Source organism: Bacteroides caecicola, from assembly GCF_023337095.1.
Classification (GTDB): domain Bacteria; phylum Bacteroidota; class Bacteroidia; order Bacteroidales; family Bacteroidaceae; genus Phocaeicola; species Phocaeicola gallinarum.
Window position 1 is genome coordinate 114,219 of the sequence record NZ_JAMBLM010000009.1, and the last position, 24,067, is coordinate 138,285.

The window sequence follows — 24,067 nt, forward strand, 5'->3', positions numbered from 1 at the left end:
TGTTAATTTTCTATACCTTTGTATCCGGTTATTGATAAAAATGATGCTATGAATACTGTGTTGAAATTTATGGGAGGATTGTTTGTTCTCCTTTTATGTACAATAAATTCTTTATCGGCTTATAACATCAGGCAAATAACAAATGCCGACGGACTAACCAGCAGCGCTGTGCTTTCTTTGTTGCAAGATAACAAGGGCTTTTTATGGATGGGAACGTGTGACGGGGTGAATATATACGATGGTACGAAAGCATATAGTTGGAATGGCTGGGGGCAGCTGAACCTCTCAGGCTATGTGATAGAGGAAATGCTTGAAACTCATGAGGGTGTGATTTGGGTGCAGACCAATTACGGACTTACTAAGGTAGACCGGAACAAACATCGGGTAGAAGAGTATTCTCAGTTTAAAGGCAGCGACATGATGGTGAAGAACGAATTGGGCGATTTGTTTTTCTTTTCGAGCAGTAATATTCTCTATGCTTTCAACGCGATGAAGCAGGAGTTTTACCAACTTCCGATAGGCACCTTGAATAAAGAAGACATTGTTAATCTTTACGTGAATGAGCATTATTTGGTCCTTTTCCTGAAAGATGAGATTGTATGTTACCAAATGGAGCATTCTCCGGAGGGAGAATACAGGCTTTCTGCTGTAAGTAATCGTGAGAAAACAGATGTATGTTATGGATTCGGGGATAATAATCAGATTTATTGGCTCGACGGAAATTGTAATTTGTTTGGATATAACTTGGTAAGACAAGAAAAGCAGTTTGTTTGTAATTGGGAAAAAGCTTTGAAGGGAAGGGGTACTGTTGTAGATATACTTCGCGATGGCACATCTTTTTTTGTTGCTTTTCAGACGAATGGTTTGCTGAAAATATCTTTGCAGGCAAATAATGAATATGCTGTCGATGATTTAGGAATTAAATCAGGGGTTTTCCGGATTCTGAAAGACCGTTTTCAGGATATTGTTTGGATTGCTACCGACGGGCAAGGTGTATTTGTTTATTCTGAAGGAAAATATTCTATTTTGTCTGTAACTTATCAGGATTTGAATCAAAGTATAGGAAAACCGATCCGTTCAATCTTTTGGGACGCCAAAGGAACACTGTGGCTGGGTACGAAAGGAGAAGGCATTCTTAAAATTTATGATTTCTCCCCAAAACGGCATGATGTGAGATACAAGACAGAACTGATAAATTCGCCAGAGAGTGGATTAATAGATAATTCGGTCTATTCGTTTGCTGAAAGTCGCAGGCCTTTGTTTTGGATAGGGCATGATTCGGGACTCAGTTGTTATTCTTATCGTGATGGAAAAATCAGGAGCGTATCTTCGTCTGAAAAAATCAATTACGTTCATGCCATTTATGAAGAAAGTGATTCGGTGCTTTGGATAGCCACAGTAGGCACAGGCGTTGTTCGTGCACTTGTGTCAGATAGGGCAGGCATACCTTATATTCGTTCATTGAAGCGTTATACGATTGATAACGGTAATTTTTCCTCGAATTATTTTTTCACTCTATTTGCCGATGCCCGGCGTAACGTATGGTTTGGTAATCGGGGGTATGGATTGTTTCATATAAAAGGCGATAGTTTGTCTGCCATCCCTTTACAGGGTGAATATACAAGTAAGGTGGTAAGCGATATCTTTTCAATAATCCGTGATAAAGACATCTTTTGGTTAGGAACAGGAGCGGGTTTGATAAAAAAGCAACACGATAAAGAATCCTATTTTAATCAGTCGGTGGGATTTATAAACAGTACCATACATGCCATGCTTCAAGATGAAAACGAGCGGTTATGGGTTGCTACCAATGGAGGGCTGATTGGTTTCGATGTTTTGAATAATAAATTCCAGAATTATGGTAAAGGCAGCGGACTGAAAGTTTTAGAGTTTAGCGACGGTGCTTCATTTAGCCAGAATGATACGCTTTTCTTCGGAGGATTTAATGGTTTTGTGGTTATAACCAATAATAAAAAGTATGTATCTGATGAAGAATTGACTAATCCACCGTTGCGTTTCACTAATATTAATGTGTTGGGTGAACAGAAAATGTGTATTGATGTGCAGAACTGGGGAGATAAGCCTTCTCTTTTGTTGGAGCCTGACCAGAATAACTTTACTTTGTCTTTTCTTGCTCTTGATTATGTAAATCCAACCAATTATAGCTATCAGTATCGTTTGAACGAAAAGACAGACTGGATAGACAATGGAGCAAATAACAGCATATCTTTTACTCAAATGAATCACGGGAACTACCTTCTTGAGATTCGTTATAAAAATCAGGCGACAGGAGAATTCAGCCATGCTTATCCGGTATATATAACAATTGCTTCCCCGTGGTATTTAAGTACGTTGGCTGTCATTATTTATTCATTGTTAATTTTGTTGGCCGTTTTTATTAGTATTCGTTGGTTCTTGCTTAAACAGCAGCGTAAAAAACTACTGGCGTTAGAAAAAATGGAACAAGCGCATAAAGAAGAATTATATGAGGAAAAACTGCGTTTCTTTACGAATATAACCCATGAATTTTCTACTCCTCTTACGTTGATTTATGGTCCGTGTGAACGTTTGTTGCAATATGACCATTCGGAATATGTGCATAAGTACGTGTCGTTGATTAAGGCTAATGCAGAACGGTTGAATGCGTTAATTCAAGAAATCATTGACTTCCGGCGCTTGGAAACAGGACATCAAACTTTGTATATTAAGCAAATAGATGTTTCTTCCGTGTGTAATGAAATTATTCATTCTTTCTCTGAGCTGGCAGAGCAGAATCAGATTCGGGTAGAGAATGTAGTTGCGGCAGACATTCTTTGGAATACCGATAGCAAGTGTCTGATAAAAATACTGAATAACTTGATATCGAATGCTTTTAAATATACTTTTATTGGCGGATTGATTCGTGTGACGGTAAATATTACTGTCGATCGCAGATTGTGTATCAAGGTATATAATACGGGAAAAGGAATCAGGCAAGAGGATATTCCTTTGATATTTAACAGATATAAAGTGTTAGATGATGTAGAAACTTCTTCTATTAAAGGAATGTCTTCGCGAAATGGTTTGGGACTGGCCATCTGTCGCAGTATGGTTGAATTGTTAGGCGGAGAAATTCAAATCAAGGGTGAGTATAAGAGTTATGCTGAGTTTGAAGTGTTGCTCCCTATGTTGGATTTAACACCGGAAGGTGGAGAAACTGAAAGTTTTAATACAGAAAATATTCTGCCGGTAATGAAATCTGCGCAACCGGAACGACTGCCAGAGTTAGCTTCAGATGCGGTGGCGCCCGGTCCTAAGATTCTGGTGATAGATGATAATGTAGAGGTCTTGATGTTGTTACAAGAAGCCTTTTCAAACGAATTTAGGGTAGTTGTTGCCCAAAATGCTGAACAGGCATTGGAAGAGATTAAAAATGATATGCCTATTCTGATAATAACAGATGTTATGATGCCGGGGATAGACGGGTTTGAATTAACCAGAAGATTGAAACAGAACAAACATACAATGTCTATACCGATTGTTATATTGTCTGCAAAAAACTCCAGTCAAGAAAAGATTATCGGTTTAGATGTTGGAGCGGATGCGTATATCGATAAGCCTTTTAATATTAATTATCTGAAAGCGATGGTAGAGCGTTTAATCGAGAATCGCAGTCAGATGAAAGACTTCTTCAATTCTTCGGCGTGTGCGTATGGCTTTTCTCACGGGCATTTAGTTAAAGCCGAAGACAAGGATTTTTTATTGAAGATAACAGAGTATATAGAAAAGCATGTCGATTCAGAAAACCTTTCGTTAGAAGAATTGGCAGAATATATGCAAGTAAGTGTACGAACGTTGTATCGGCGTTTTAAAGAAATGGATTTGGAGTCTCCTAAAGATTACATCAAAGAGTATAGAATAAAACTGGCTGCTAAATTGTTAAGAACTACATCTTTAACGGTTCAGGAGATTATGTATAAGACTGGCTTTGTGAATCGTTCACACTTTTATAAAGAATTCTCAAAACATTTTCAGATGACTCCTAAAGACTATCGGAATGAATATAATAAGAAAGAAACAGAAGTGATATAATGATTAGCGTTACATATTGTTATGTTATGAGAAAAGCCGACGTACCGCAAGATACGCCGGCTCTATTTTATTGGGTAGCATCAATTGTTTTTATTGGCACGTTTGCGCTCCGTTTCGTCAAGGATTATTTTGCGCATACGCATACTTTTCGGAGTTACTTCTACGTATTCATCCTCCTTAATATATTCAAGCGCTTCTTCCAGAGAGAAGATAACCGGCGGAATGATACGCGCTTTATCGTCTGAACCCGAAGCACGCATATTGGTCAGCTTCTTCGATTTGGTGACATTGATAACCAAGTCGTTTTCGTGGACGTGTTCGCCTACTACCTGACCGGCATATACCTCGTCTTGCGGATAGATGAAGAATTTGCCCCGGTCTTGCAGTTTGTCGATGGCGTATGCAAACGCTGTTCCGCTCTCCATTGCAATCATCGAACCGTTGGTGCGGCGCGGAATTTCGCCTTTATAAGGCTGGTAGTTTTTGAAACGGTGAGCCATGATCGCTTCTCCCTGTGAAGCCGTCAGTACGTTGGTTCGCAAACCGATGATACCGCGTGAAGGCATGTCGAACTCAATGTTAACGCGGTCGCCCTGTGTTTCCATCGAAACCATTTCGCCTTTGCGTCGGGTAACCATGTCAATCATCTTGCTGGCAAATTCTTCGGGAACGCTGATGGTAAGTTCTTCAATCGGTTCACATTTCACTCCGTCTATTTCTTTGAAGATAACCTGCGGCTGTCCTACCTGCAATTCGTAACCTTCGCGTCGCATTGTTTCGATAAGCACAGAAAGATGAAGCACGCCTCTACCCGAAACAATCCATTTTCCGTCTTCGTTGTCTGCTTTACGTACCCGCAGTGCCAAGTTTTTATCCAACTCTTTCATCAAGCGGTCGTGAATGTGTCGTGAAGTAACGAATTTACCTTCTTTTCCGAAGAAAGGAGAATCGTTGATGGTAAATAGCATACTCATCGTAGGCTCGTCGATGGCAATGGGCGGCAATGCTTCCGGGTTTTCAAAGTCGCAAATCGTATCGCCGATTTCGAAGTTGTCGATACCGATAATGGCGCAGATATCACCCGATGAAACCGATTCCACCTTTTTGCGTCCGAGACCTTCGAACGTATCTATTTCCTTGATTTTTGATTTTACCATCGACCCGTCGCGTTTGGCAAGTGTGATGTTCATGCCTTCTTTGAGCGTACCGCGATGAACACGGCCTACGGCAATACGTCCGGTATACGATGAGTAATCCAGCGAAGTAATAAGCATCTGAGGTGTTCCCTCCAACTGCTTGGGGGCCGGAATATATTTCACGATGGCATCCAGTAACGGGGTAATGGTTCCGGTAGGAGTTTTCCAGTCTTCACCCATCCAGTTGTTCTTTGCAGAGCCGTAAAGTACCGGGAAGTCTAATTGGTCTTCGGTAGCGTTGAGGCTGAACATGAGGTCGAATACCATTTCGTAAACTTCTTCCGGGCGGCAGTTGGGCTTATCCACCTTGTTTACCACCACAATAGGTTTCAATCCGATTTGTAAAGCCTTCTGCAATACGAATCGGGTTTGCGGCATCGGGCCTTCGAATGCGTCGACCAGCAGGATACATCCGTCTGCCATGTTTAACACGCGCTCTACCTCTCCGCCGAAATCGGCGTGTCCCGGAGTATCAATAATATTGATTTTCGTACCATTGTAATTAATCGAAACGTTTTTAGAAAGAATCGTTATTCCTCTTTCGCGTTCCAAATCGTTGTTATCCAACACCAGTTCACCATTGGTTTGGTCATTGCGGAACAGATGTCCCGCCAGCATCATTTTATCGACCAGCGTAGTTTTTCCGTGGTCTACGTGGGCGATGATGGCAATGTTTCTAATGTCTTGCATACTATACCTATTATTTGCGTGCAAAGTTACGACTTTTTTCTGAAAATGTATTGCTATCCGAAAGATTATCACTACCTTTGCAACCGCAAATCAAATTTATATATTTTTTAAAGGTCAAAATTATGTATTTAGACGCAGCTAAAAAACAAGAAATCTTTGAAAAGTACGGAAAGTCTAACACTGATACTGGGTCTCCTGAGTCTCAGATTGCATTGTTTTCATACCGTATTTCTCACCTGACTGAGCATCTGAAGCTCAACAGAAAAGATTATAGCACTGAAAGAGCTTTGACGATTCTGGTAGGTAAACGCCGTTCGTTGCTGGATTACCTGAAATCACGCGACATCGAAAGATATCGTGCTATCGTTAAAGAACTTGGTCTGCGTAAGTAATTCAGTTTTACTTGCTGCAAACGAAAAAAGAGAGGTTGCTTCGATAAAACGGGGCAACCTCTCTTTTTTTGAGCCCGATTCGTTATCGGGGATATTCCAAGTTGGCATCGGTAATCTGTTCCAATACTTCGCGTAGGAATTTGGCAGCTTCCCATTTCGCCATAGGAAGATTCATCATCAGGTAATTGCCGCAGTCTTTCGGCGTTGCACCCGGTATTTCTCCCTCGTATCCGGCTATAAAGCGGAAAGTCTCTGTTACCAGCGGAAGCACATCGCGTGAAGTCAAGTCGCCTTTCATTACCAGATAATTTCCGGTGAGGCAACCCATCGGACCCCAATAAATGATTTTATCGGCCCATACGGGATGATTGCGCAGGAAGGTGGCGGCAAGGTGTTCGATGGTGTGGATTTCCGGCTGTCCCAATACCGGTTCGCGGTTGGGTTCTTTCATGCGGATGTCAAAAGTTGTGACGGTTTCTCCGCCTACTTCGTCTTTGCGCGAAACGTAAATGCCGCGTAACAGGCGAATGTGGTCAATGGTAAAACTCGGTATTTTCTGCATAAGTTAATCTGGTATAATCTTTGATTTAAATCGTTGTTTGTCAATTGATTAAACGCTGAAGGCACAAGAGGATAATTTCATCGGCATATCCCGAAAAACGCTACCGTTAGTGTTGGTCATCCCATGCGGTAGCGTTGCCCGGTTCTACCCATAGAATTTATCGGTGCAACCGTTAGCGTTTTTTCAGGTTCTAAGCAAGCGTTATAATTTGTTTGGCAGCGACTTCAGGAACGTTTCGGTTACGTGGAAAGAGCGGTCTGCCATTTCTCCCCAAAAGTTCTTGTATTGTTCAAGATGCTGTTCTGCACCCGGCGTGTCGCTGATGATCCGGAAACTGATAAACGGAACTTTATAGAGGTAACAAATCTGTGCGATGGCGGCTGATTCCATATCTACGGCAAGTCCCTCAGGAAAGTTTCGTTTGATGTCTTTCAGTTCGTTGGCATCGGTAATGAATTTGTCGCCGGTACAGATGAGTCCGCCGTGAATCGGGGTTTCGGTATCTAACGAGAGCGCACAGTCATACAATGTATCGTTTCCGCTGAAGAAGAGGGGGAGTCCCTGTATCTGTCCGTAAGCATTTCCTTCGCCGCACCATACGTCATGATATACTATCTGCCGGCTTGCTACCACATCCATTACGTTCAGACACGTATCAATGCCCCCCGCCACTCCGGTGCTGATGATACAGTCTGGGGCAAAGTTGCGTATCAGTTCCACCGTTCCGGCGGCTGCGTTTACTTTTCCGATGCCGCATTGCATCAGTATCACGCTGTTGTTTCGTATCTTTCCCTCAATGTAATTAAAAGCACCTTCGCTGCGTTCGGTTTTTTCCGTCAGTTGGTTTGCCAGTTGTCTTTGTTCCGACGACATGGCAGTGATGATTCCTATTTTCATGTTTTATTATGATTTTCGCTGACAAATTTACGACTTTTCAGAGAGTATTATACTATCTTTGTCGGTCGAAAACAATTAATTATTAATAAACTTATCCTGATATGAACCAGTTTAAGAGATTTCTTCCCGATGTGATAGCCATTGTGCTTTTCGTGTTGATTTCGTTTGTTTATTTTCTTCCGGCTGTGAGTGAAGGACGTATTCTGGCGCAACACGATGCCGTAGCAGGTATCGGGGCAGGTCATGAGATGCAAGACTACTTGGAAAAAACAGGTGAGCGTACGCGGTGGACGAATGCTATTTTCGGAGGTATGCCTACTTATCAGATGTCGCCCAGTTACGATTCTACCGACACGCTGAGCTTTATCCAAAAAATCTACCATCTTTTTCTCCCCACTTATGTATGGTATGTATTCGTCATGCTGTTAGGCTTTTATATCCTGCTTCGCGCTTTCGATTTCAAGGCTTGGATGGCGACATTGGGAGCCGTGATATGGGCTTTTTCTTCTTATTTCTTTATAATTATAGCCGCCGGACACATTTGGAAGTTCGTGGCGTTGGCTTATATTCCGCCCACCATAGCCGGTATGGTACTGGCATATCGCGGTAAATACCTGTGGGGAGGAATCGTTACGGCACTGTTCGTAGCCCTTCAGATTACGGCCAACCATCCGCAGATGAGCTATTATTTCTTATTCGTCATGCTTTTTATGGCGATAGCTTACGGCGTTTCGGCATGGAAGGAGAAACAAATGCCGCGTTTCCTGAAAGCCAGCGGAGTGTTGGTGATAGCCGGATTAGTAGGCGTTTGCATTAACCTTTCGAATCTTTACCATACCTATGAATACAGTAAAGAAACCATGCGCGGCAAAAGCGAGCTGGTAAAGGAAAACACAGCAGACCAGACCGACAGTGGGCTGGAGCGCAGCTATATTACGCAATGGAGTTACGGAATAGGCGAAACTTTCTCATTGCTTGTACCGAATGTGAAAGGAGGAGCTTCCGTTCCGTTGGCGCAGAACGAAAAAGCAATGGAAAAGGCCGACCCTGCTTACATGGGCTTATATAGTCAGTTAGGACAGTATTGGGGTGAACAGCCCGGAACGTCCGGACCGGTTTATGTAGGAGCTTTTGTTATGTTTTTGTTTATTCTGGGACTGTTCCTTGTTAAAGGCCCGATGAAGTGGGCATTGGTAGCGGGTACTGTCTTTTCCATACTTCTTTCATGGGGACATAATTTCATGGGACTGACCAATTTCTTTATCGACTACATCCCGATGTACAGTAAGTTCCGTGCCGTTTCTTCCATACTTGTCATCGCAGAATTTACGATACCTTTGTTGGCAATCATGGCATTGAAAGAAGTCGTAGAGCGTCCCGCCCTGTTCCGCGAGCGTTCACGGGCGTTCTATATCAGCTTCGTGTTGACCGGAGGGCTCGCTCTGCTGTTTGCACTGGCTCCATCGTTCTTTTTCCCGTCGTACGTTTCGACAATGGAAATGAGTGCATTGAAACAAGCTATTCCCGCCGACCAGTTGGCACCGATTCTGATAAATCTGGAAGACATGCGTCAGGCTATTTTCACATCCGATGCTTGGCGTAGTTTCTTCATCGTGCTGATAGGATTCGTGTTGGTGATAATCTATTGTACGAAGCGTATGAAAGCCTCCGTTCTGATAGCCACACTCACGTTGCTCTGTCTGGCGGATATGTGGAATGTGAACAAGCGTTACCTTTATGATGAGCAGTTCGTGGCGAAAGGTACGGAAATGCAACCCTTCATGCAGCCTTCGCCCACCGATAAAGAGATTCTGAAAGACCAAACGCTGGATTACCGTGTGCTGAACTTGTCGGTCAATACCTTTAACGAGAACAATACGGCGTATTGGCATAAAAGCATTGGCGGTTACCATGCGGCAAAACTCCGCCGTTACCAAGAAATTATAGAAGAACATATTCAGGGCGAAATAGCCTCGCTTTATGATAAATTGCCGACAGTGGGAGGTGACATGGAGCAAGTGGATGCCACGCTGACTCCGGTTTTGAATATGCTGAATACGCGCTACATCATATTCCCCTTGCAGGGAGGCAATACAGTACCGCTGTTCAATCCTCATGCCTTAGGCAATGCTTGGTTTGTGGATGAAGTTAAATACGTGGATAATGCCAATGAAGAGATAGAGGCGCTGCATCACAATAATCCGGCTCTGACGGCAGTGGTAGATAAGAAATTTGCCGCACAAGTGAAACAGACGGATGCGCAGCGTGACAGCCTGAGCGTAATAACGCTGATCGATTATCAGCCGAACGCATTGCGCTATGAGGTTGATTCGCCCCAAGGAGGAACGGTTGTGTTTGCCGAGATTTATTATCCGGGATGGCGTTCGTACATCGACGGTCAAGAGGTGGAACACGGGCGTGCAGATTATATTTTGCGTGCGATGAATGTTCCGTCGGGCAAGCATACGATTGAATTTAAATTCGATCCCCAATCGCTTCATGTAACCGAAGCGGTAGCGTTTACCGCGCTTGCGCTCTTGGCGTTGGGCGTTCTGGCAGCCGTTTTACTTCGGATATGCAAGAAACGTCGGGCAGAGGTGAAGCAATAATCCGTCGGGCAATACCCTAAAAAACAACCCATGCAATGGAGGAAACAGCGTGTGTTCACCATTGCATGGGTTTGTTTTTTGTGAATGGAAGCCGTAAGATTTCCGTTTTTACTTCTTGCCCAAAAGGAACTCGTCGATAGCCTTTTTCAACGTAGCTTTAGGCATCGCCCCCTGTCCTATCTGCGGTTCTCCTTCCGCGGGGATGAAAAGTAAGGTAGGAATACTTCGGATGCCAAAAGCAGCCGACAGCTCCGGTTCTTTGTCCGTATCTACCTTATAAATTACGATTTGTCCATCGTACTCTTTAGCCATTTCTTCCAATAGCGGAGCAATCATTTTACACGGGCCACACCATGTAGCGTAAAAGTCTACGATAGCGGGTTTGTCCCCTTCGTATTTCCATTCGTTCGGATTTTTCTCATAGTTATAAACTTTCGTCAGAAAGTCTGCTTTATTTAGGTGAATAACCTTGCCATTTTCTGTTGTTTCCATATTCTTTTCAGTTTTCGTATTGTCGTTATGGTTCGTGCTGCTGCCACATGCCGTATTAACGGCAAGTATGGCAAGCGCGAAGAATATAAACTTTTTCATATCATATAAACAATTAGTTGGGTAAAAAGGTTTAGAACCTGTCTGATTTTTTGCAGAATAACCCGTTTGTAAAAAAATCACCACAAAGAATACAAAGAGGCACACACTTTTTCAAACTATTAAATTCGATGTGAGACTCTGTATCCCCTGTGGTGAAAACTGCATCATCAGCAGGATGTTGTGCTGAAGTTAATCAATATTCTTCCTCGTTGAAAAAGAAATCTTCCTTGCTGGGGTAATCGGGCCAAATATCTTCAATGCTTTCATATATTTCGCCTTCATCTTCCATCTCTTGCAAATTCTCAATTACTTCCAACGGAGCGCCTGAGCGCATTGCGTAATCAATCAATTCGTCCTTTGTTGCCGGCCATGGAGCATCCTCCAATTTTGAGGCCAATTCTAATGTCCAATACATAGTATATCAGTTTTTAAAAGTTTCACACGTTTCTGATTATTGAGCCACAAAAATATAACAAATTCTTTCATTCGCAATTCTTATCCCAATAAATTTCCTCACAATGTGTTAAATCGTTTAGTTTTCTTGATAAAACAAACAAATAATCTGACAATCTGTTCATGAAGCGTTTGACTTTTTCATCGAGGATTTCACTTCTTTCTTCGGTTTCTAATGCAAGAATCCGCCGTTCCGAACGTCGGCATACGGTCCGGCATACGTGACAAACGGCAGCTGCTTGCGAGCCGCCGGGTAAAATAAATCCCGAAAGTGCCGGCAGCGATGAATTGATTTCATCAATGGCTTTCTCCAGTTTCGTTATGCTGTCTTCTGATATACGGCTTTCCATGCGAATTTCTGTCCGCTCAGGGTCGGTGGCGAGGTATGAGCCTACGGAAAATAGCTTATGTTGTATGTATTGTAAAAATTGTTTGCTTTTTTCATCTTCCGTAACGGTTATCAGCCATCCGATGCAAGCATTCAGTTCGTCTACGGTTCCGTAGGCTTCCAAGCGTGCATGAGTTTTCGGGACACGTACTCCTCCTACCAGCGAAGTCATGCCTTTGTCTCCCGTACGGGTATAAATTTTATCCAGTTTCATGGTCTGTTTGATTAAAGGAAGTTTACAATGCGGTGTTCTTTCGTACGCTCTTTGTTGAAAAAAACCAATCCGATGTCGTATAAGTCGAAAGTAACTCCGGTTCGTTTATCGGCTATTATTTCTTTCCACCAGCGTTTTTTCTCCTCATTTTCGTAAGGTTTTCCAATAATGAAACAAGTCTTTGCATCGGCAAGAGGAAGGAGCAGCTCAAAAATTTCCCGATAGTAAGCAGTATGAGCGATGTGTACCACATCGGGCTTCTTTCCTTCTTGTATCAGAGTTTGGATTTTTTTTATGATGTCTCCCCATTGATAATCTATGGCAGCTTTGGTAGATAAGATACGTTCTACTGCGTCTTGTCGTTCGCTTGCGTATGAGTGGATGTGCAGCTTGGTACAGGCTTCTGCCATGTATCGGGTGCTGATTCCACTGCCTGTTTCAGCCTCAATAAGTAGCGAAGGCTGTAGGTAGTTGATAAGACGGAATAGAAGTTTATCCACTTTCTCGCGATAGTGAGGCAAGTGGTTGACAACTCTTCTCAGGTGGTGTAAGGGGGCATAAGCGTAAAAAGGCATTTGTTCGTAAATGACAAAGGTTGTCAAAAAAAAGTCGGAAGGTGAATGTATGCCATATCCTTTCCGATGACGAAAGCGTTTACACCAGTTTAAACTTCGTAAGAGGATGTCTTCCATGCTGCTATTGAGTTTATAGGTAGAGTGATTTTGGCGGCAAAGATAATAAAAATGCAGATTGATAGATAAAAAGAAAGCGCGGATTACGCTTATTTTTCAGGAAATATCCGTAAAAATTCCTTTAAATTACGCAATCCGCGCTTAGAGCCTGTTTGAATTTTCCGATAAGTTGTTTTTATCAGCTTCCCTTTTTCAAACTGGGGCAGGGCAAAATTTAAACAAGCTCTTAGGGGATAAATGTTTTATTGCGAAAAATTATTGGCGAGCACCCAATTTGTCGTCCATGTACAACAGGCTTGCTTGATCGGTGCAATGTTTCAACTTGTCAACAATGCTTTGAGCCGTAGCCTCTTCTTCCACCTGTTCGCGTACATAACCCCACAAGAAGTCTTGCGAAGCCTTGTCTTTTACTTCCGAAGCTACGTTTACCAAGTTGTCAATCAGCTCAGATACGTGGCATTCGTGGTTGTAAACATGTTCGAATACTTCGAGGATGCTTCCCCAGCCTTGCGGAACAACATCAACTTTGTCAACTTTGGCTACTCCGCCACGTTTGGCAATGTAATCTGCAAGGTCGTAAGCGTGTTGCAGTTCTTCTTGTGACTGTAATTTCAGCCAATGAGCGAATCCGTCGAAACCCTGACTTTTCAAGTAGAAAGACATAGAAAGATAAAGGTTAGACGACCACATTTCTGCTGTGATTTGTTCGTTGATTGCGTTTTGTAATTTTTCTGAGATCATAATCGTATGTTTTTAATGAATATTTTCTTTATCTTCTATATCAACAAATGAAATGCCATTATTCCTATTTGGCTATGAATTTTATTTCTCTGTCAACTTGTCATTCCGCCCGGGAAAAGGTTGTAACATTGTTTGCTTTCCCCAGAAAAAGGGAGAAAGATGGAGGCGGTCGATGACCCACGCCAGAGCGAAACATCCTGTAACGGTAATAGCCAAAGCTGTAAAGAGGAAAAGCATTCCGGAAGGGTCAAAACCGAACATGCCTGCCAGCGGTTTTACTGTGATGGTAAAAACCGGAGAGAATATCAATAAGACCAGTGTGTGCGAACCGATGTATGCGCATATTGTTTTCATTCGGGCAGGGAGGAAGCGAAATAATGTCAGTGTCAAACTAACAGCCAAATAGGTTATTGCTATGCCTCCGGGAACCGATTTGTTCAGATTTTCAGGGAAACAGGCAAGTATCGTGAAGGGGATAACCGACCATACAGACGGGCGAAAAAAGGACGTAAAACGCAAGCCGTAGCGTTGCATTACGCAACCCATAGCGAAGTATAACGCATTGGGTAGCGATACGATGTCTAACCGCATGGATTCGGCAGCATAAATTAACGACAAAATAATGGGTAAAACAAGCGGGTCGCGCGACTTTCGGGTAAGGCGGTCGACGGCAAAATAAGTGATGCCGCATACCATCAGTGTATGCAGATACCAGTACGGCCCTAACGGATGAAGCAATAACTTCTCTATCCAAACGCCGAAGCTGAGTTCTTCTACCCGTTCGCGTACCGGAAGTATGGCAGACATCACGATGTATCCGCTTTCCATGATTGCATAGGGGATGAATATCCATACCATCGTATGCAGGAAAGCGCGCAGGCTTTTGTTGATGTTCATCAAATACCCTGAAATGATTAAGAAAGCAGGCATGTGGAAGGTATATACCAGCTGCTTGGCATACGGATATTTGTCTCCGATGTAGACCAAATGGAAAACAATCATCAGGAGTATAAATGTACACTTCAGGTAATCAATTTCTTTTATGCGCTGTTTCATTGGAGACTTTTTATTGCAAAAATAATGAAATCAGGAAGAATATTTGTATTTTTGAAAACAAATTGTAACACATGGGAAAATATTGTTTTATATTGCTGTCATTTCTTTTTGTTTGCTTCGGATGTTGGGGACACGCTTCTTCGGAGAATGAAATAAAGAGTCTGCTGGAAAAGGCTGAACAGAGTTTGTATTCCAATCCGGTTCAGTCTGCCTTTTTCGCACAGCGGGCTTATAAACAGACGTCCGATGTTTCACAGAAGATTCATTCGCTTTCGCTATATGCACAGGCAGAGCGATTATTGGGGAATTACGATGGAGGTATTCAAGCTCTTTATGAAGCTGCGGAAATGATTCCCCAAGACGATCATTCGTGGAAAGGCAAAATCTATAATCAGATGAGTATCAGCTATTGCAGCTTGGGAGATTATACTAAGGCAATCGAATTGAATGACGAAGCGATGGCTTGGTCGAAGGTTGAAAACGATTCAGTAAATCTGGCACGGGTGTATAATAACAGGGGCATAATTCATATATACATCAATGAGTTTCAGCAGGCAGAACGTTTCTTTAACTTGGCTTTGGAGATAAACCGGAGGAACAAGGATTTAAAGAATATCGCCGCCAACTTGAATAATCTTTGCCTGTATCCCGGAAAGCTGGATATGCAAATCCGTTGGATAAGCGAAGCCATTGTGATTAACCGCAATTTAAACGCTACTTGGTCGTTGAGTGAGAATTATAATAATTTAGGGCGGCTGTATTATTATCAGAAAAAATATCCTCAAGCCATTGTTGTTTTAGACAAGGCTTTTAAGCTGGCTTCAAAGGTCGGAGCGAAAGGGATTATATGTGATAATTATGAATACTCTGCGATGGTGTATGCTGCCATAGGCAATTATAAGAAAGCTTACGAAAAACAGGTGGCATTATATACGCTTAGCAAAGAGATACAGAGCAGTAATAAGTTACGTATGGTGGAGCAAAATATGGCAGAAAAACGCCTTTTGTTCCAGCAGCAAGAAACGGAGCGTAAAGAGCAGGAGTATAAAATAGCGCAGTTGAGAAGAAATATCCTGACCATTGTGATCGTTGCTTTTTCATTGGCTATTATCGGGCTGTTGCTCCATCAGCGGTTTAAACGTAAAAAGAAACTTCAACTGATTAATACCCAGTATTTGCTGGAACAGTCGGAGCATGAAGTGGCGAAGCTGAAGGTGCAACAGCAGAAGATGGAGCTTGACAAAACGCAGGCGGAGCTGGAAACCAACAAGCAGGAGATAACAGACTTTGCCGTGTTTCTGCAAAGCCGTAACGAGGTGTTGGATAAAATCCGCGACCTGATAAAAGAGAGCTACAAAATGGAAGGTACGGAGCTGATTACTCATCTGAAGAAAATCAATGCGTTCATCAGTCAGCACCAGAATGGCGAAAAGACCAATAACATGACCTTGCAACACATTGATGAAAAGAATCAGGAGTTTATTAAAAGACTCACCCTGCGTCATCCTAATCTGACACAGGGTGAGATACATCTTGCCACGCTGCTGCGCGTGGAACTTTCTACCAAAGAGATTGCCATGCTGACCGGAACCACTCCGAAAACCATCAACATGAATCGTTATCGTCTGCGGAAATCGTTGGAGCTTTCTGCCGAAGATGACTTGGTGACTTATATCCGCTCGATTTAGAACCGTACACTGATACCTGCCATTACGTTGAATCCTTGTACCGGATAACCGGTTTCGGTAATGTAGTTCTTGTTCAGCAAGTTGTTAAGGCGGGCGAAGACCGTGATGCGGTTCAGCAGTTCATATTCTGCACTTACGCTTAAAGAGTTTATGGGGTCGGTTATACTTTGTCCGGCAATGTCTTTCCGCCCTTCGTAACGGTAATCCAGCGCAATGTGTAAGTCTTTCATTATCCGGCTCCGAGCATAGAAACCTACTGCGAATTCGGGCTTCAAAGCCAGCAGCAATTCGTTGTCGCTATCGGTGTTCCATCTGTAATAAGTTCCTTGCAGTGTAAAGTCAATCCAGTCTTTGTAAGCATAGCTGATGGATGCACCCCCATAACCCACTTTGGCTTTGTCTTGTAACAGGAATTTATAGGTGTAGTGCGTAGCGTCGGCAAGCGCGAAACTTTCAATTCCGGGGAGTGAGAACAATTCGTTTTTAGTGATGCGATAACCACCGTATAAATGGAATCCCAGTCCGGATACGGGAGATGCTTTCAGTCCGATGCCGGCATCCAGCGGCGTAGACGAAGTGCGGAGCTGGCTCAGTTGCGCCCAATAAGGCGACATGTCATTCAGCGTACGGAAATCGTTCAGCCGGCTTCCTCCCAATGCCTGTACGTAGATTACGTAAGAATCGGCAAACGTATAAGCCAGTTTTACATCGGGAGCAAAGTTTACTCCTCCGTCATGCCCGGCCTGTACATCGACGTGTGCTCCAAGACGGAGGCTCACATCATCATTCTTAATCGTATAATAAGGATTTAGCTGTACCAATGTATAGTTCTTCAGCGCAGCGTCATACATCAGGTTATCCATTACCAAGCCGACTCCCACCTGTTGTTCTTCGTTAATGTTTCCGGCGATGAATCCTGAAGTGTGGATAATCTTCTCTGCCCCTGAAGCAAGTCCATAAATATCATACTTGCGGTTAAAACTGCGGAATCCGCTTTGTAACGCAAATTCTACCGGCAACTGCCCTTCCTGTGAAGCAACGCGGACATAACCTTCGCCCAACGTATAGTGCTGTCGTCCTGTCGTGGTCGGAGCATCCGGATTCAGATCAGTGGAAGCAGGCATGTAATTAAATACCTGCGATGCAAAATCCCCACCGATTTTCAGTGAAACCTTGCGGAAATCGTGGGTATAATCTAACGCTGCATCTGTACGGTAAAAGCGCGATTTCCAGTCTTGTGTACCGGTCAGGTTAGAGATGTCACCATACATGCCGTAGAGTGATGCCATAACGCCCAGACGGTCTCGCTTGGTAATGTCCCAAAGATAACTGCCTTTTACATCGGTATTATTCCGATTCCCATACGAAATGCGTGCATATCCCCTGTGTGCGTTCTCTTGTCTCATCTCCGGGTTAAAGGGCTTCATCGGATTTACTTCCCATGCAGCAAACGGGTGAATCCCTGCAGCATAGTTGATTTCCTGTTTGGCTACAGCCGGTTCTTCCACTTTCGGAAGAATGTTCACCTTAAAGGCATCCATCACTTCCGGATTATATTGATTTTCTACTACTACCGTACGATTAAGCGTAGAGTCTTTAGCTTGTTCTTGTGCTGCAAGCGTAGCAGCAGCACAAATACCAGCACATATAATTATAACCTTTCTTGTCATTGTTTTTCCAGTTTTTTCAGTCGGCTTTCAATCATTTGTTCAATATCGTCATTTGCCTGATAGTTCTGTTGCAAAGACAATAAGTATTGTTTTGCGTCAAGATTGCGCCCTAACTTCATGTAGACGTCAGACAGCAAGACAAAGCTGCGTGCCAGCCAGTAAGCATGAGGCGTACTGACTTCGATGTATTCCAACACCTCTTTTTCGGCTTTTGCTGTTTCGTTATTGTTGAAATAGATTTGAGCAACGAGGTATTTTGCCTCTGCACCGTAAACATTGCGCGTATCTTTTGCCAGTACAGTCAAATCGTTCAGAGCTTCCTGTTGTTTTCCCATCTGCATACAGGCTTTGGCGCGATAGTAACGAGCCTCGTTTTCCAGTTCGGGAGCCAGCTTGGATTGTGCCAATAAAGCAGAAGCGGTAGAAATCGTTTCTTCTGCATTTTTAAGCAGATAAGCACTGCGCAAAGCTCCGGTTTCGGCCTCCAAGCGTTCTTCTTGCGTATTTGTACGGTCTGCCATGCGCTTGTAAAGCGTTAATGCCCTTTCATAATTCTTTTCGTTATAAGCCATGTCTGCGCATATCTTCATAGCTTCAGAAGAGAACTTGCTGTCCGGATATTCAATTACTTTGTCTAAATATGCTACGGCTTTGGCGTAATCTTTCTGGTTATATGCTATCAGTCCCAGATAGTAAGAAGCATTTACGCTGAAAGCTCCCTGCGGGAACGACTGCAAATAGCGGGTAAAACTGGTTTGGGCTTCGGCGATATTTCCACGCATGTAAACTTTTTCGGCGGCTGCATACGTAAGCGAGTCGCGCTCGTTCACATCGAAGTTTGCCCCGCCGGGCAGCGAGGAAACAAAAGCCATGTAATCGTCTACTTTATTGAGGTCGATATAAATCGATTTCAAATCGCGTTGTGCCAGTCTCGCTTCTTCACTTCCCGGATATTTATTGATAACCTCTTTATAAGCAGCTATGGCTTGGTTATATTGATCGTTTTGATAATACAGCAAACCGATTTCATTGGCAGCCTTACGAGACAGGGCACTTTCCGGATATCGCTGTACCAATAATGTATAGCGGTTAATGGCATTATTGTTATCTTCCAGCAATACGAAAGCACGCCCTTGTTCGTACAAGGCATCATCGATATACTGTGACGAAGGATATTCAGAAAGTAACCGGTTCAGGGTTTGTATCTTTCCATTGTAATCGCGCTGCAAACCTTTTACGAATGCTTCTTGGAAGAGTGAATAGTCTCCCAATGCCGGATTGACGGAAGTAGCCTGTGCATAGTGAGTACGGGCTTCATCGAATCGACGGTCGTAGAAGTAACAGTCTCCCATGCGGTTATGCGTATCGGCAATTACAGACGCATCTTTTACCGTACCCGATGATGCACAGCGTGCAAACCACGTCAGGGCGCGGGTATATTGTTTTTGCTTGAAAGCCGTATAACCTAAATTATAAAGCGCAAGCCCGTATTCGTCGCTGCTTTTGTCGGGGGTAAATTCCAAGTAAAGCCGATAATCGTTGGCAGCTTGCGAGTATTGCTCCAAGCGATATTTCGATTCGCCCCGCCAGTAGTAAGCATCAGCTTTGGTTTGTTGGTTGTATTGTCCCAACTGCAAAGAGCGGGTGAAATAGTCGGTTGCGTTCTCAAATGCTCCTTGCGCGAAAGCCTGTGTTCCGAGACGGAACAACAGTTTTTGCTTGGCTTCCAAGATACGCTTGCCGGGATGACTGATTTTTTCAATAGACTGTAACGCCGCCATGTAGCTGCGCGTATTCATGTAGACTTCAATCAGGTAATCGTTAACCTTATCCGTATAAGCTGAGTTGGGAAATTCATTCAAGAAACGTTCAAATACCGTTACCGATTCGGCGAAAGGAGAGTAGGAAGTTTCATGGATACAAAGCGCGTAATTGTAAAGCGCCTGTTCCTTGATGCTGCGGTCGAAGTCGCTTGATGAGGCTTGTTCGAACGCCATGCGAGCCTGAGTATGTTCTTTCAGTTGCAGGTAAGCCAATCCTGTATGGAGATACGCATTCTGGGAAAGTGCATCTTTTTCTCCCACGGCTTTTCCCAGTGTGGCAGCAGCTTTCGAGTAAACCTGTGTGTGGAAGTAACTCATTCCCAATTTATAGAGTGCATTCCGTTCGGGATGCTCCGATTCATTCTGGTAAGCAGACAGCAGACGGGTAGCCGAAGCATAATCGTTCTGTCCGTAAGCCGCTTCACCTGCCACACGCTTCATTTCCGTCACTTGTTCCTCGTTCGGGTAAGCAGCAAGGTAAGCCTCCGCTATCCGGCGTGCCGTTGGGTAATTGCCTTTTATCAGATAGATGTCTGCTATATAGTAAGGAGCAAGCGTACGGTATTTGCGGTCTTCTTCCACGGCGCGGAATCCCTCCAACGCCTTGTCGTAACGGCGTTCTACGTAATCGATGTAAGCCAAGTTATAAACAGCATCGTTTCGGTAAGCAGAACTTACTTCTTTTAATACATTAAACCAAAAAGCTGCCTCGCTCAGGTTATTGGTCTTCAGGTATGCTGTAGCCATGCGTAACGTACAGGCATCCCGTTCTTCCTGACTAAGCATTTCGATGTCGCATGTTTTGAAATAGGCTATTGCCTCCAGATATTTGCCTTCAAAGAAATAGGCGGAAGCGATGAGCGACTGAATGCGGTTTGCGTATCGTGATTCGGGATAGTCTTCCAAATATGTTTCTAACGTATGGATACAGTCGGGCATTTTTAATTCGTATGCGGTACAAGCCAACATATATGCAGCTTCATCTCGCAGGCTTGCTTCGCCTTTCTGCTCCATGTAGCGCGATAAGGTTTGGCGCGCAGCAGCGTAATCTTCGCGTAGAAATAATTGTTTTCCGTCATCAAACAAGCGTTCCGTTCCGGTGAGCGGTTCCGTCTGTTGTGCCGGAAGCGATAGGGGGAGGGCACACAGCCATCCGGCTATCCAAAGATATTTTTTATTCTTCATGCCTTATGGTGTTTATATAAGTCCAAGAAAAGGGTAATGCCTTTACGTACCGAGTCTAATCCAAATTCGTCAGGGTTTATTCGGTCGAGTGGCATCCAGAACGAGTCTGCCACGTCATCCATCGCTTTCAGGTGGCTGTCGTCTGCTACCGTGCATAAGAAAAACTGGTCAAGCGTGTGTACCAAGAACCCTGAATATAAATATGTATTGGGCAACGAAAACAAATATTTGGCTTCGGTAACGGTTAGTCCTGTTTCTTCCTTCACTTCGCGGGCAACGCCTTCCTCTCCGGTTTCATACATGTCGATGAATCCGCCCGATAAGTCGAGGGTTCCCTTTGCAGGTTCTTTTCCGCGTCTGCAAACCAACAGTTCGTTCCGATGGTTCAGGATAAAAGCTACGGTTGCCGCACTGGAGTTGAAGTAATACGTAAATCCGCAATCCGCACATTTCTTTGATTTTTCGTTATGGATTTCAAAGCGGTGCGAACCGCACTTCGGACAGTATTTGAACAGTTCTAACGGATGCATGTCTTTTTCGTTTAATAGGTTAATCTCGCAAATATACAGATTTACCCCAAGTGCATGGCTATATTTTTTATATTTAACCAAAAAGAGGCGGTTACTCCTGTCATATAAGCTGTATCAGCGTTGTTTGTCAGCGGATTGTTTGCGAATACACTCCCGTGATACCGTTGGTGGATATGCCTTCACAGTGAACAGTAATTTTTTTGTTCTCGCGTTCGTTGAGGAAGAATGATATTTCTGCCCGTCCGTCGGCGCCGGTAGTAACCGTTGGATTCCAATAGTACGTATTGCGGGCTTGGGGGAGATTGAAAAAATCGTTGTCTGTCGCTGCGGGAAGGTAAAACGTTTTGGTCTGATTGTATCCTATCCATTGGCAAACGGCTTGCCGGGTGGTTTCTTTTTCTCCGCCGACAGGGCGTCTGTACAGACAAATGACACCTCCGGTATTGAATCCGCCAAACATGGTGGCGGTTGGCTGTAACACTTCGATGCGCTCTATTTGTGAAATATCCATGTCGAATACAAATTCCGGCATCCGCTGCAGGCTGCCGTCTAATACGATGGAAGCCGGCGTTTTTCCGGGAGTTCCGTTTACGTGCGGAATCATCGGGTAGGCAGGGTCTCCACCATATATCATTGATATGCCCGGCACACGTCGCAAGTAGTCGATTACGCGACCACTGGCTGTGTTTGCTTCGATGTTTACTGCGTTTTTCACGAATCCTGCTCCGTATGTTCTCCACTTTTCCATCGGGTCTGGTTTCCGTGCCGTAATTTCTACTTCGCCTAACAAAATCGGGGTCTTGCCGATGCGGGGCTCGATGTACCGGTTGACTTTCCATGCGGTAGCGAATGACTGTTTGGCATCGAACGGCGTTGGCCGGTAATGCCCGGCAGGAGAGGAGTGGGGAACGTCAAGAACAATGGGGTAGGCTTTCTCTTTCTTGTCGCGTGCAGTTAAAATGACATCTTTAGTACCTGTAAATTCAATGCCGTCTAAAACAAAACGTTTCTTTTCGTCGGGCTTTAATTCGGCATATTCCCTCAAACTATCTTGGCGCAAAATGGCTTCTATGGTAATGTCTTTTAGCTTTTTGTTGCCAAGTACATTTACCTTGCCGCTTAACGATAGTCCTAATTCCATAGGGAACGAGGGTGGTTGGGGTGTTTCGGTAAGCTGTTCTAATTCATACCGCCGCCATCCTTGTGTGAGGAGCAACAGGTTGATACGCTCCATCGCATCGGGGTGGGCAGGATTCCAGTAGTCCGGCAGGTAGCGGAGGTTACCTTGCAGTTCGCTACCTAAAAACAAATAAGAGGTGAGGTTAGATCGTTTGCTGGTTTGTTCTAAGGTGGCATCAACAGCTGCTAATGAGAACGCTCCCGGCTGCGGATGCCCGTTCCGGTCTGTAGAATGTAATATTAATTTTACGGATTTTTGCCCGTTCTTCTTTTCATACTTTGTACGAATCGACAAATTTAATTGTTCCGGAAAACGTACAAAAGCAAGCCTTTCCCACCATGCCTGATAAGATTCGTCGATTAGTGAAACGGTGAATGTTCCCGCCGGTAGTTCGTCGATTGGAAAACTGATGAGACCAATCTTATTGCGGGTATCTATCGGCACTTCTACGATAAGCTCTCCCTCGCGGTGTAATACGATAAACCATTGATGTGCTGATGCTTCTTTCTCTGTCAGGTTATGAGCCATTCTGATGCGGAATTTCCCGTCCCGATGCTCTGTTGACAAAGCAAATCCCCGTTCCTTGCATTGGGGAAGCGGATAGGTCTGACGTATGTTGGGTAAATGAGCCTCGTAGCGCATACCGGGTTGGGGCAGGAATGAGAACAACCCTTTCCCGTGCAGGCTTGGTGAAGCAATGGCTACGGTGTCTTTCTTCTCGTTTGTAATGAAAATTTCTTTGATATCTTCGGCATATCTTCCTGTGATTTCAAAAGCCACCCGGTTGGTCAGTCCCTCTATCATCCAGCCTCCTTCGGGAAAGAACCGGATAGCTGCATCTTCCTTTTCGTCTGCATCTTTGCCGGTCGGTTGAGGGCCGTACACAGTCAACTCTTGGTGAAAGAACCCTTCAGGAGCGAAGTTTTGCATCCATCGGGTGTAGGCACGTAACTGGTAATGTCCGGCAGGTAAATCTTCAGGAAGTTCCAAGCAAGCCTCTGCCCGCCCGTCCTTGAGCTTCCATCGAGTCTGTAATACAGCGTTTTGCTGCGGGTCGATAAGGTCTGCGTAAACAATTTGGCTGGCGGCGGAAGCATTTGCCGAAGAAGTTTGGTAAATTTTCATCCAAACCGTCTCTCCGGCGTAATAATCCGTTCGGTCATGATGTATGTACACTTTTTCGATGGGCATCCGTGCTGTGTAATCGTACAGTGCTTGTTGCAAATTGCCATTGGAGGGTTGGGCGTTGACGATTTGCGTAAAAAACAGAAGAAAAAGGCAGGTGAATGGTAAGAAACGTTTCATAATTTTTTAGCTTTATAGCCTCTGATTTCAGTAGTTGATGTGATAGGCGGAATCGAGTCGGGGCGTGATGGATCCGGATAGCCGACTGTTGCAAGGTAAACACCTATTTCAAATTGTTCGTAAATTAATTCTTT

General features: G+C 44.0%; 17 protein-coding genes. 4 read left to right on the plus strand and 13 right to left on the minus strand.

The annotated features are described in order from the left end of the window. The first annotated feature begins 48 nt into the window (after positions 1 to 48). Positions 49 to 4,071 (plus strand): hybrid sensor histidine kinase/response regulator transcription factor, encoded by a 4,023-nt coding sequence (locus tag M3085_RS10265; RefSeq protein WP_249052951.1) that lies wholly within the window; start codon positions 49 to 51, stop codon positions 4,069 to 4,071. Positions 4,072 to 4,151: 80 nt separating this feature from the next. Here the strand turns inward: M3085_RS10265 and typA are convergent, their stop codons facing one another. After that, positions 4,152 to 5,957 carry a translational GTPase TypA gene (gene typA, locus M3085_RS10270; protein WP_178257265.1) on the minus strand — a complete coding sequence of 602 codons (1,806 nt, stop codon included), beginning with the start codon at positions 5,955 to 5,957 and terminating at the stop codon, positions 4,152 to 4,154. A 122-nt stretch (positions 5,958 to 6,079) separates the two neighbouring features. Between typA and rpsO the strand changes: the two genes are divergently transcribed. Beyond that, positions 6,080 to 6,349: a 30S ribosomal protein S15 gene (gene rpsO / locus M3085_RS10275; protein WP_178257266.1), complete on the plus strand. Its 270-nt coding sequence runs from the start codon at positions 6,080 to 6,082 to the stop codon at positions 6,347 to 6,349. 82 nt (positions 6,350 to 6,431) lie between these two features. Here rpsO and M3085_RS10280 read toward each other — a convergent pair whose 3' ends face one another. Both M3085_RS10280 and M3085_RS10285 read right to left on the minus strand, forming a co-directional pair. Then, entirely contained in the window at positions 6,432 to 6,911 is a 480-nt protein-coding gene (locus M3085_RS10280) for an S-ribosylhomocysteine lyase (protein WP_178257267.1), read from the minus strand. 201 nt (positions 6,912 to 7,112) lie between these two features. Beyond that, positions 7,113 to 7,808, minus strand: a complete 696-nt coding sequence (locus M3085_RS10285; protein WP_249052952.1) for a 5'-methylthioadenosine/adenosylhomocysteine nucleosidase — start codon at positions 7,806 to 7,808, stop codon at positions 7,113 to 7,115. A gap of 101 nt (positions 7,809 to 7,909) precedes the next feature. On the opposite strand from M3085_RS10285, the gene M3085_RS10290 reads away from it, so the two are divergent. After that, positions 7,910 to 10,417 (plus strand): YfhO family protein, encoded by a 2,508-nt coding sequence (locus M3085_RS10290; protein ID WP_249052953.1) that lies wholly within the window; start codon positions 7,910 to 7,912, stop codon positions 10,415 to 10,417. A gap of 108 nt (positions 10,418 to 10,525) precedes the next feature. Here the strand turns inward: M3085_RS10290 and trxA are convergent, their stop codons facing one another. From trxA to M3085_RS10320, 6 genes are all read right to left on the minus strand, one after another. Further along, on the minus strand, positions 10,526 to 11,008 hold the full coding sequence (gene trxA / locus M3085_RS10295) for a thioredoxin (RefSeq protein ID WP_191710154.1): 483 nt from the start codon (positions 11,006 to 11,008) through the stop codon (positions 10,526 to 10,528). Between the two features lie 193 nt (positions 11,009 to 11,201). Then, positions 11,202 to 11,423, minus strand: coding sequence for a DUF2795 domain-containing protein (locus M3085_RS10300; RefSeq protein ID WP_002558131.1), 222 nt, complete (start codon positions 11,421 to 11,423; stop codon positions 11,202 to 11,204). 67 nt (positions 11,424 to 11,490) lie between these two features. Beyond that, positions 11,491 to 12,063, minus strand: coding sequence for a cob(I)yrinic acid a,c-diamide adenosyltransferase (locus M3085_RS10305; RefSeq protein ID WP_249052954.1), 573 nt, complete (start codon positions 12,061 to 12,063; stop codon positions 11,491 to 11,493). A gap of 11 nt (positions 12,064 to 12,074) precedes the next feature. Further along, entirely contained in the window at positions 12,075 to 12,755 is a 681-nt protein-coding gene (locus M3085_RS10310) for a hypothetical protein (protein ID WP_178257272.1), read from the minus strand. A 255-nt stretch (positions 12,756 to 13,010) separates the two neighbouring features. Next, a complete protein-coding gene (locus M3085_RS10315) occupies positions 13,011 to 13,496 on the minus strand; it encodes a ferritin (protein ID WP_178257273.1) in 486 nt (161 codons plus the stop codon). A gap of 81 nt (positions 13,497 to 13,577) precedes the next feature. After that, positions 13,578 to 14,552 carry an acyltransferase family protein gene (locus M3085_RS10320; protein ID WP_191710155.1) on the minus strand — a complete coding sequence of 325 codons (975 nt, stop codon included), beginning with the start codon at positions 14,550 to 14,552 and terminating at the stop codon, positions 13,578 to 13,580. A gap of 71 nt (positions 14,553 to 14,623) precedes the next feature. On the opposite strand from M3085_RS10320, the gene M3085_RS10325 reads away from it, so the two are divergent. Further along, positions 14,624 to 16,240 (plus strand): tetratricopeptide repeat protein, encoded by a 1,617-nt coding sequence (locus tag M3085_RS10325; protein ID WP_178257275.1) that lies wholly within the window; start codon positions 14,624 to 14,626, stop codon positions 16,238 to 16,240. Here M3085_RS10325 and M3085_RS10330 read toward each other — a convergent pair. The 4 genes from M3085_RS10330 to M3085_RS10345 all read right to left on the minus strand — a co-directional run bounded on the left by M3085_RS10330 (position 16,237) and on the right by M3085_RS10345 (position 23,933). Continuing rightward, positions 16,237 to 17,910, minus strand: a complete 1,674-nt coding sequence (locus tag M3085_RS10330; RefSeq protein ID WP_249052955.1) for a TonB-dependent receptor — start codon at positions 17,908 to 17,910, stop codon at positions 16,237 to 16,239. The genes M3085_RS10325 and M3085_RS10330 overlap by 4 nt on opposite strands. Then, entirely contained in the window at positions 17,907 to 20,918 is a 3,012-nt protein-coding gene (locus M3085_RS10335) for a tetratricopeptide repeat protein (RefSeq protein ID WP_249052956.1), read from the minus strand. Before M3085_RS10335 ends, M3085_RS10330 begins: the two co-directional genes overlap by 4 nt. Beyond that, the gene (locus M3085_RS10340) at positions 20,915 to 21,448 is read right to left on the minus strand and encodes an NUDIX domain-containing protein (RefSeq protein WP_178257278.1); all 534 of its coding nucleotides are present in this window, start codon (positions 21,446 to 21,448) and stop codon (positions 20,915 to 20,917) included. The genes M3085_RS10335 and M3085_RS10340 overlap by 4 nt, the downstream gene beginning before the upstream one ends. Positions 21,449 to 21,575: 127 nt before the next feature. Continuing rightward, positions 21,576 to 23,933, minus strand: a complete 2,358-nt coding sequence (locus M3085_RS10345; protein ID WP_249052957.1) for a TonB-dependent receptor plug domain-containing protein — start codon at positions 23,931 to 23,933, stop codon at positions 21,576 to 21,578. Positions 23,934 to 24,067 lie beyond the last annotated feature (134 nt).

Bases quoted from the DNA above. Each gene is read 5' to 3' on its own strand.
- M3085_RS10305 (WP_249052954.1), bottom strand. From the start codon at position 12,063: ATGAAACTGGATAAAATTTATACCCGTACGGGAGACAAAGGCATGACT.
- M3085_RS10310 (WP_178257272.1), bottom strand. From the start codon at position 12,755: ATGGAAGACATCCTCTTACGAAGTTTAAACTGGTGTAAACGCTTTCGT.
- M3085_RS10345 (WP_249052957.1), bottom strand. From the start codon at position 23,933: ATGAAACGTTTCTTACCATTCACCTGCCTTTTTCTTCTGTTTTTTACG.
- M3085_RS10320 (WP_191710155.1), bottom strand. From the start codon at position 14,552: ATGAAACAGCGCATAAAAGAAATTGATTACCTGAAGTGTACATTTATA.
- M3085_RS10330 (WP_249052955.1), bottom strand. From the start codon at position 17,910: ATGACAAGAAAGGTTATAATTATATGTGCTGGTATTTGTGCTGCTGCT.
- M3085_RS10290 (WP_249052953.1), top strand. From the start codon at position 7,910: ATGAACCAGTTTAAGAGATTTCTTCCCGATGTGATAGCCATTGTGCTT.
- M3085_RS10280 (WP_178257267.1), bottom strand. From the start codon at position 6,911: ATGCAGAAAATACCGAGTTTTACCATTGACCACATTCGCCTGTTACGC.
- M3085_RS10300 (WP_002558131.1), bottom strand. From the start codon at position 11,423: ATGTATTGGACATTAGAATTGGCCTCAAAATTGGAGGATGCTCCATGG.
- M3085_RS10325 (WP_178257275.1), top strand. From the start codon at position 14,624: ATGGGAAAATATTGTTTTATATTGCTGTCATTTCTTTTTGTTTGCTTC.
- M3085_RS10335 (WP_249052956.1), bottom strand. From the start codon at position 20,918: ATGAAGAATAAAAAATATCTTTGGATAGCCGGATGGCTGTGTGCCCTC.
- typA (WP_178257265.1), bottom strand. From the start codon at position 5,957: ATGCAAGACATTAGAAACATTGCCATCATCGCCCACGTAGACCACGGA.
- M3085_RS10265 (WP_249052951.1), top strand. From the start codon at position 49: ATGAATACTGTGTTGAAATTTATGGGAGGATTGTTTGTTCTCCTTTTA.
- trxA (WP_191710154.1), bottom strand. From the start codon at position 11,008: ATGAAAAAGTTTATATTCTTCGCGCTTGCCATACTTGCCGTTAATACG.
- M3085_RS10340 (WP_178257278.1), bottom strand. From the start codon at position 21,448: ATGCATCCGTTAGAACTGTTCAAATACTGTCCGAAGTGCGGTTCGCAC.
- rpsO (WP_178257266.1), top strand. From the start codon at position 6,080: ATGTATTTAGACGCAGCTAAAAAACAAGAAATCTTTGAAAAGTACGGA.
- M3085_RS10315 (WP_178257273.1), bottom strand. From the start codon at position 13,496: ATGATCTCAGAAAAATTACAAAACGCAATCAACGAACAAATCACAGCA.
- M3085_RS10285 (WP_249052952.1), bottom strand. From the start codon at position 7,808: ATGAAAATAGGAATCATCACTGCCATGTCGTCGGAACAAAGACAACTG.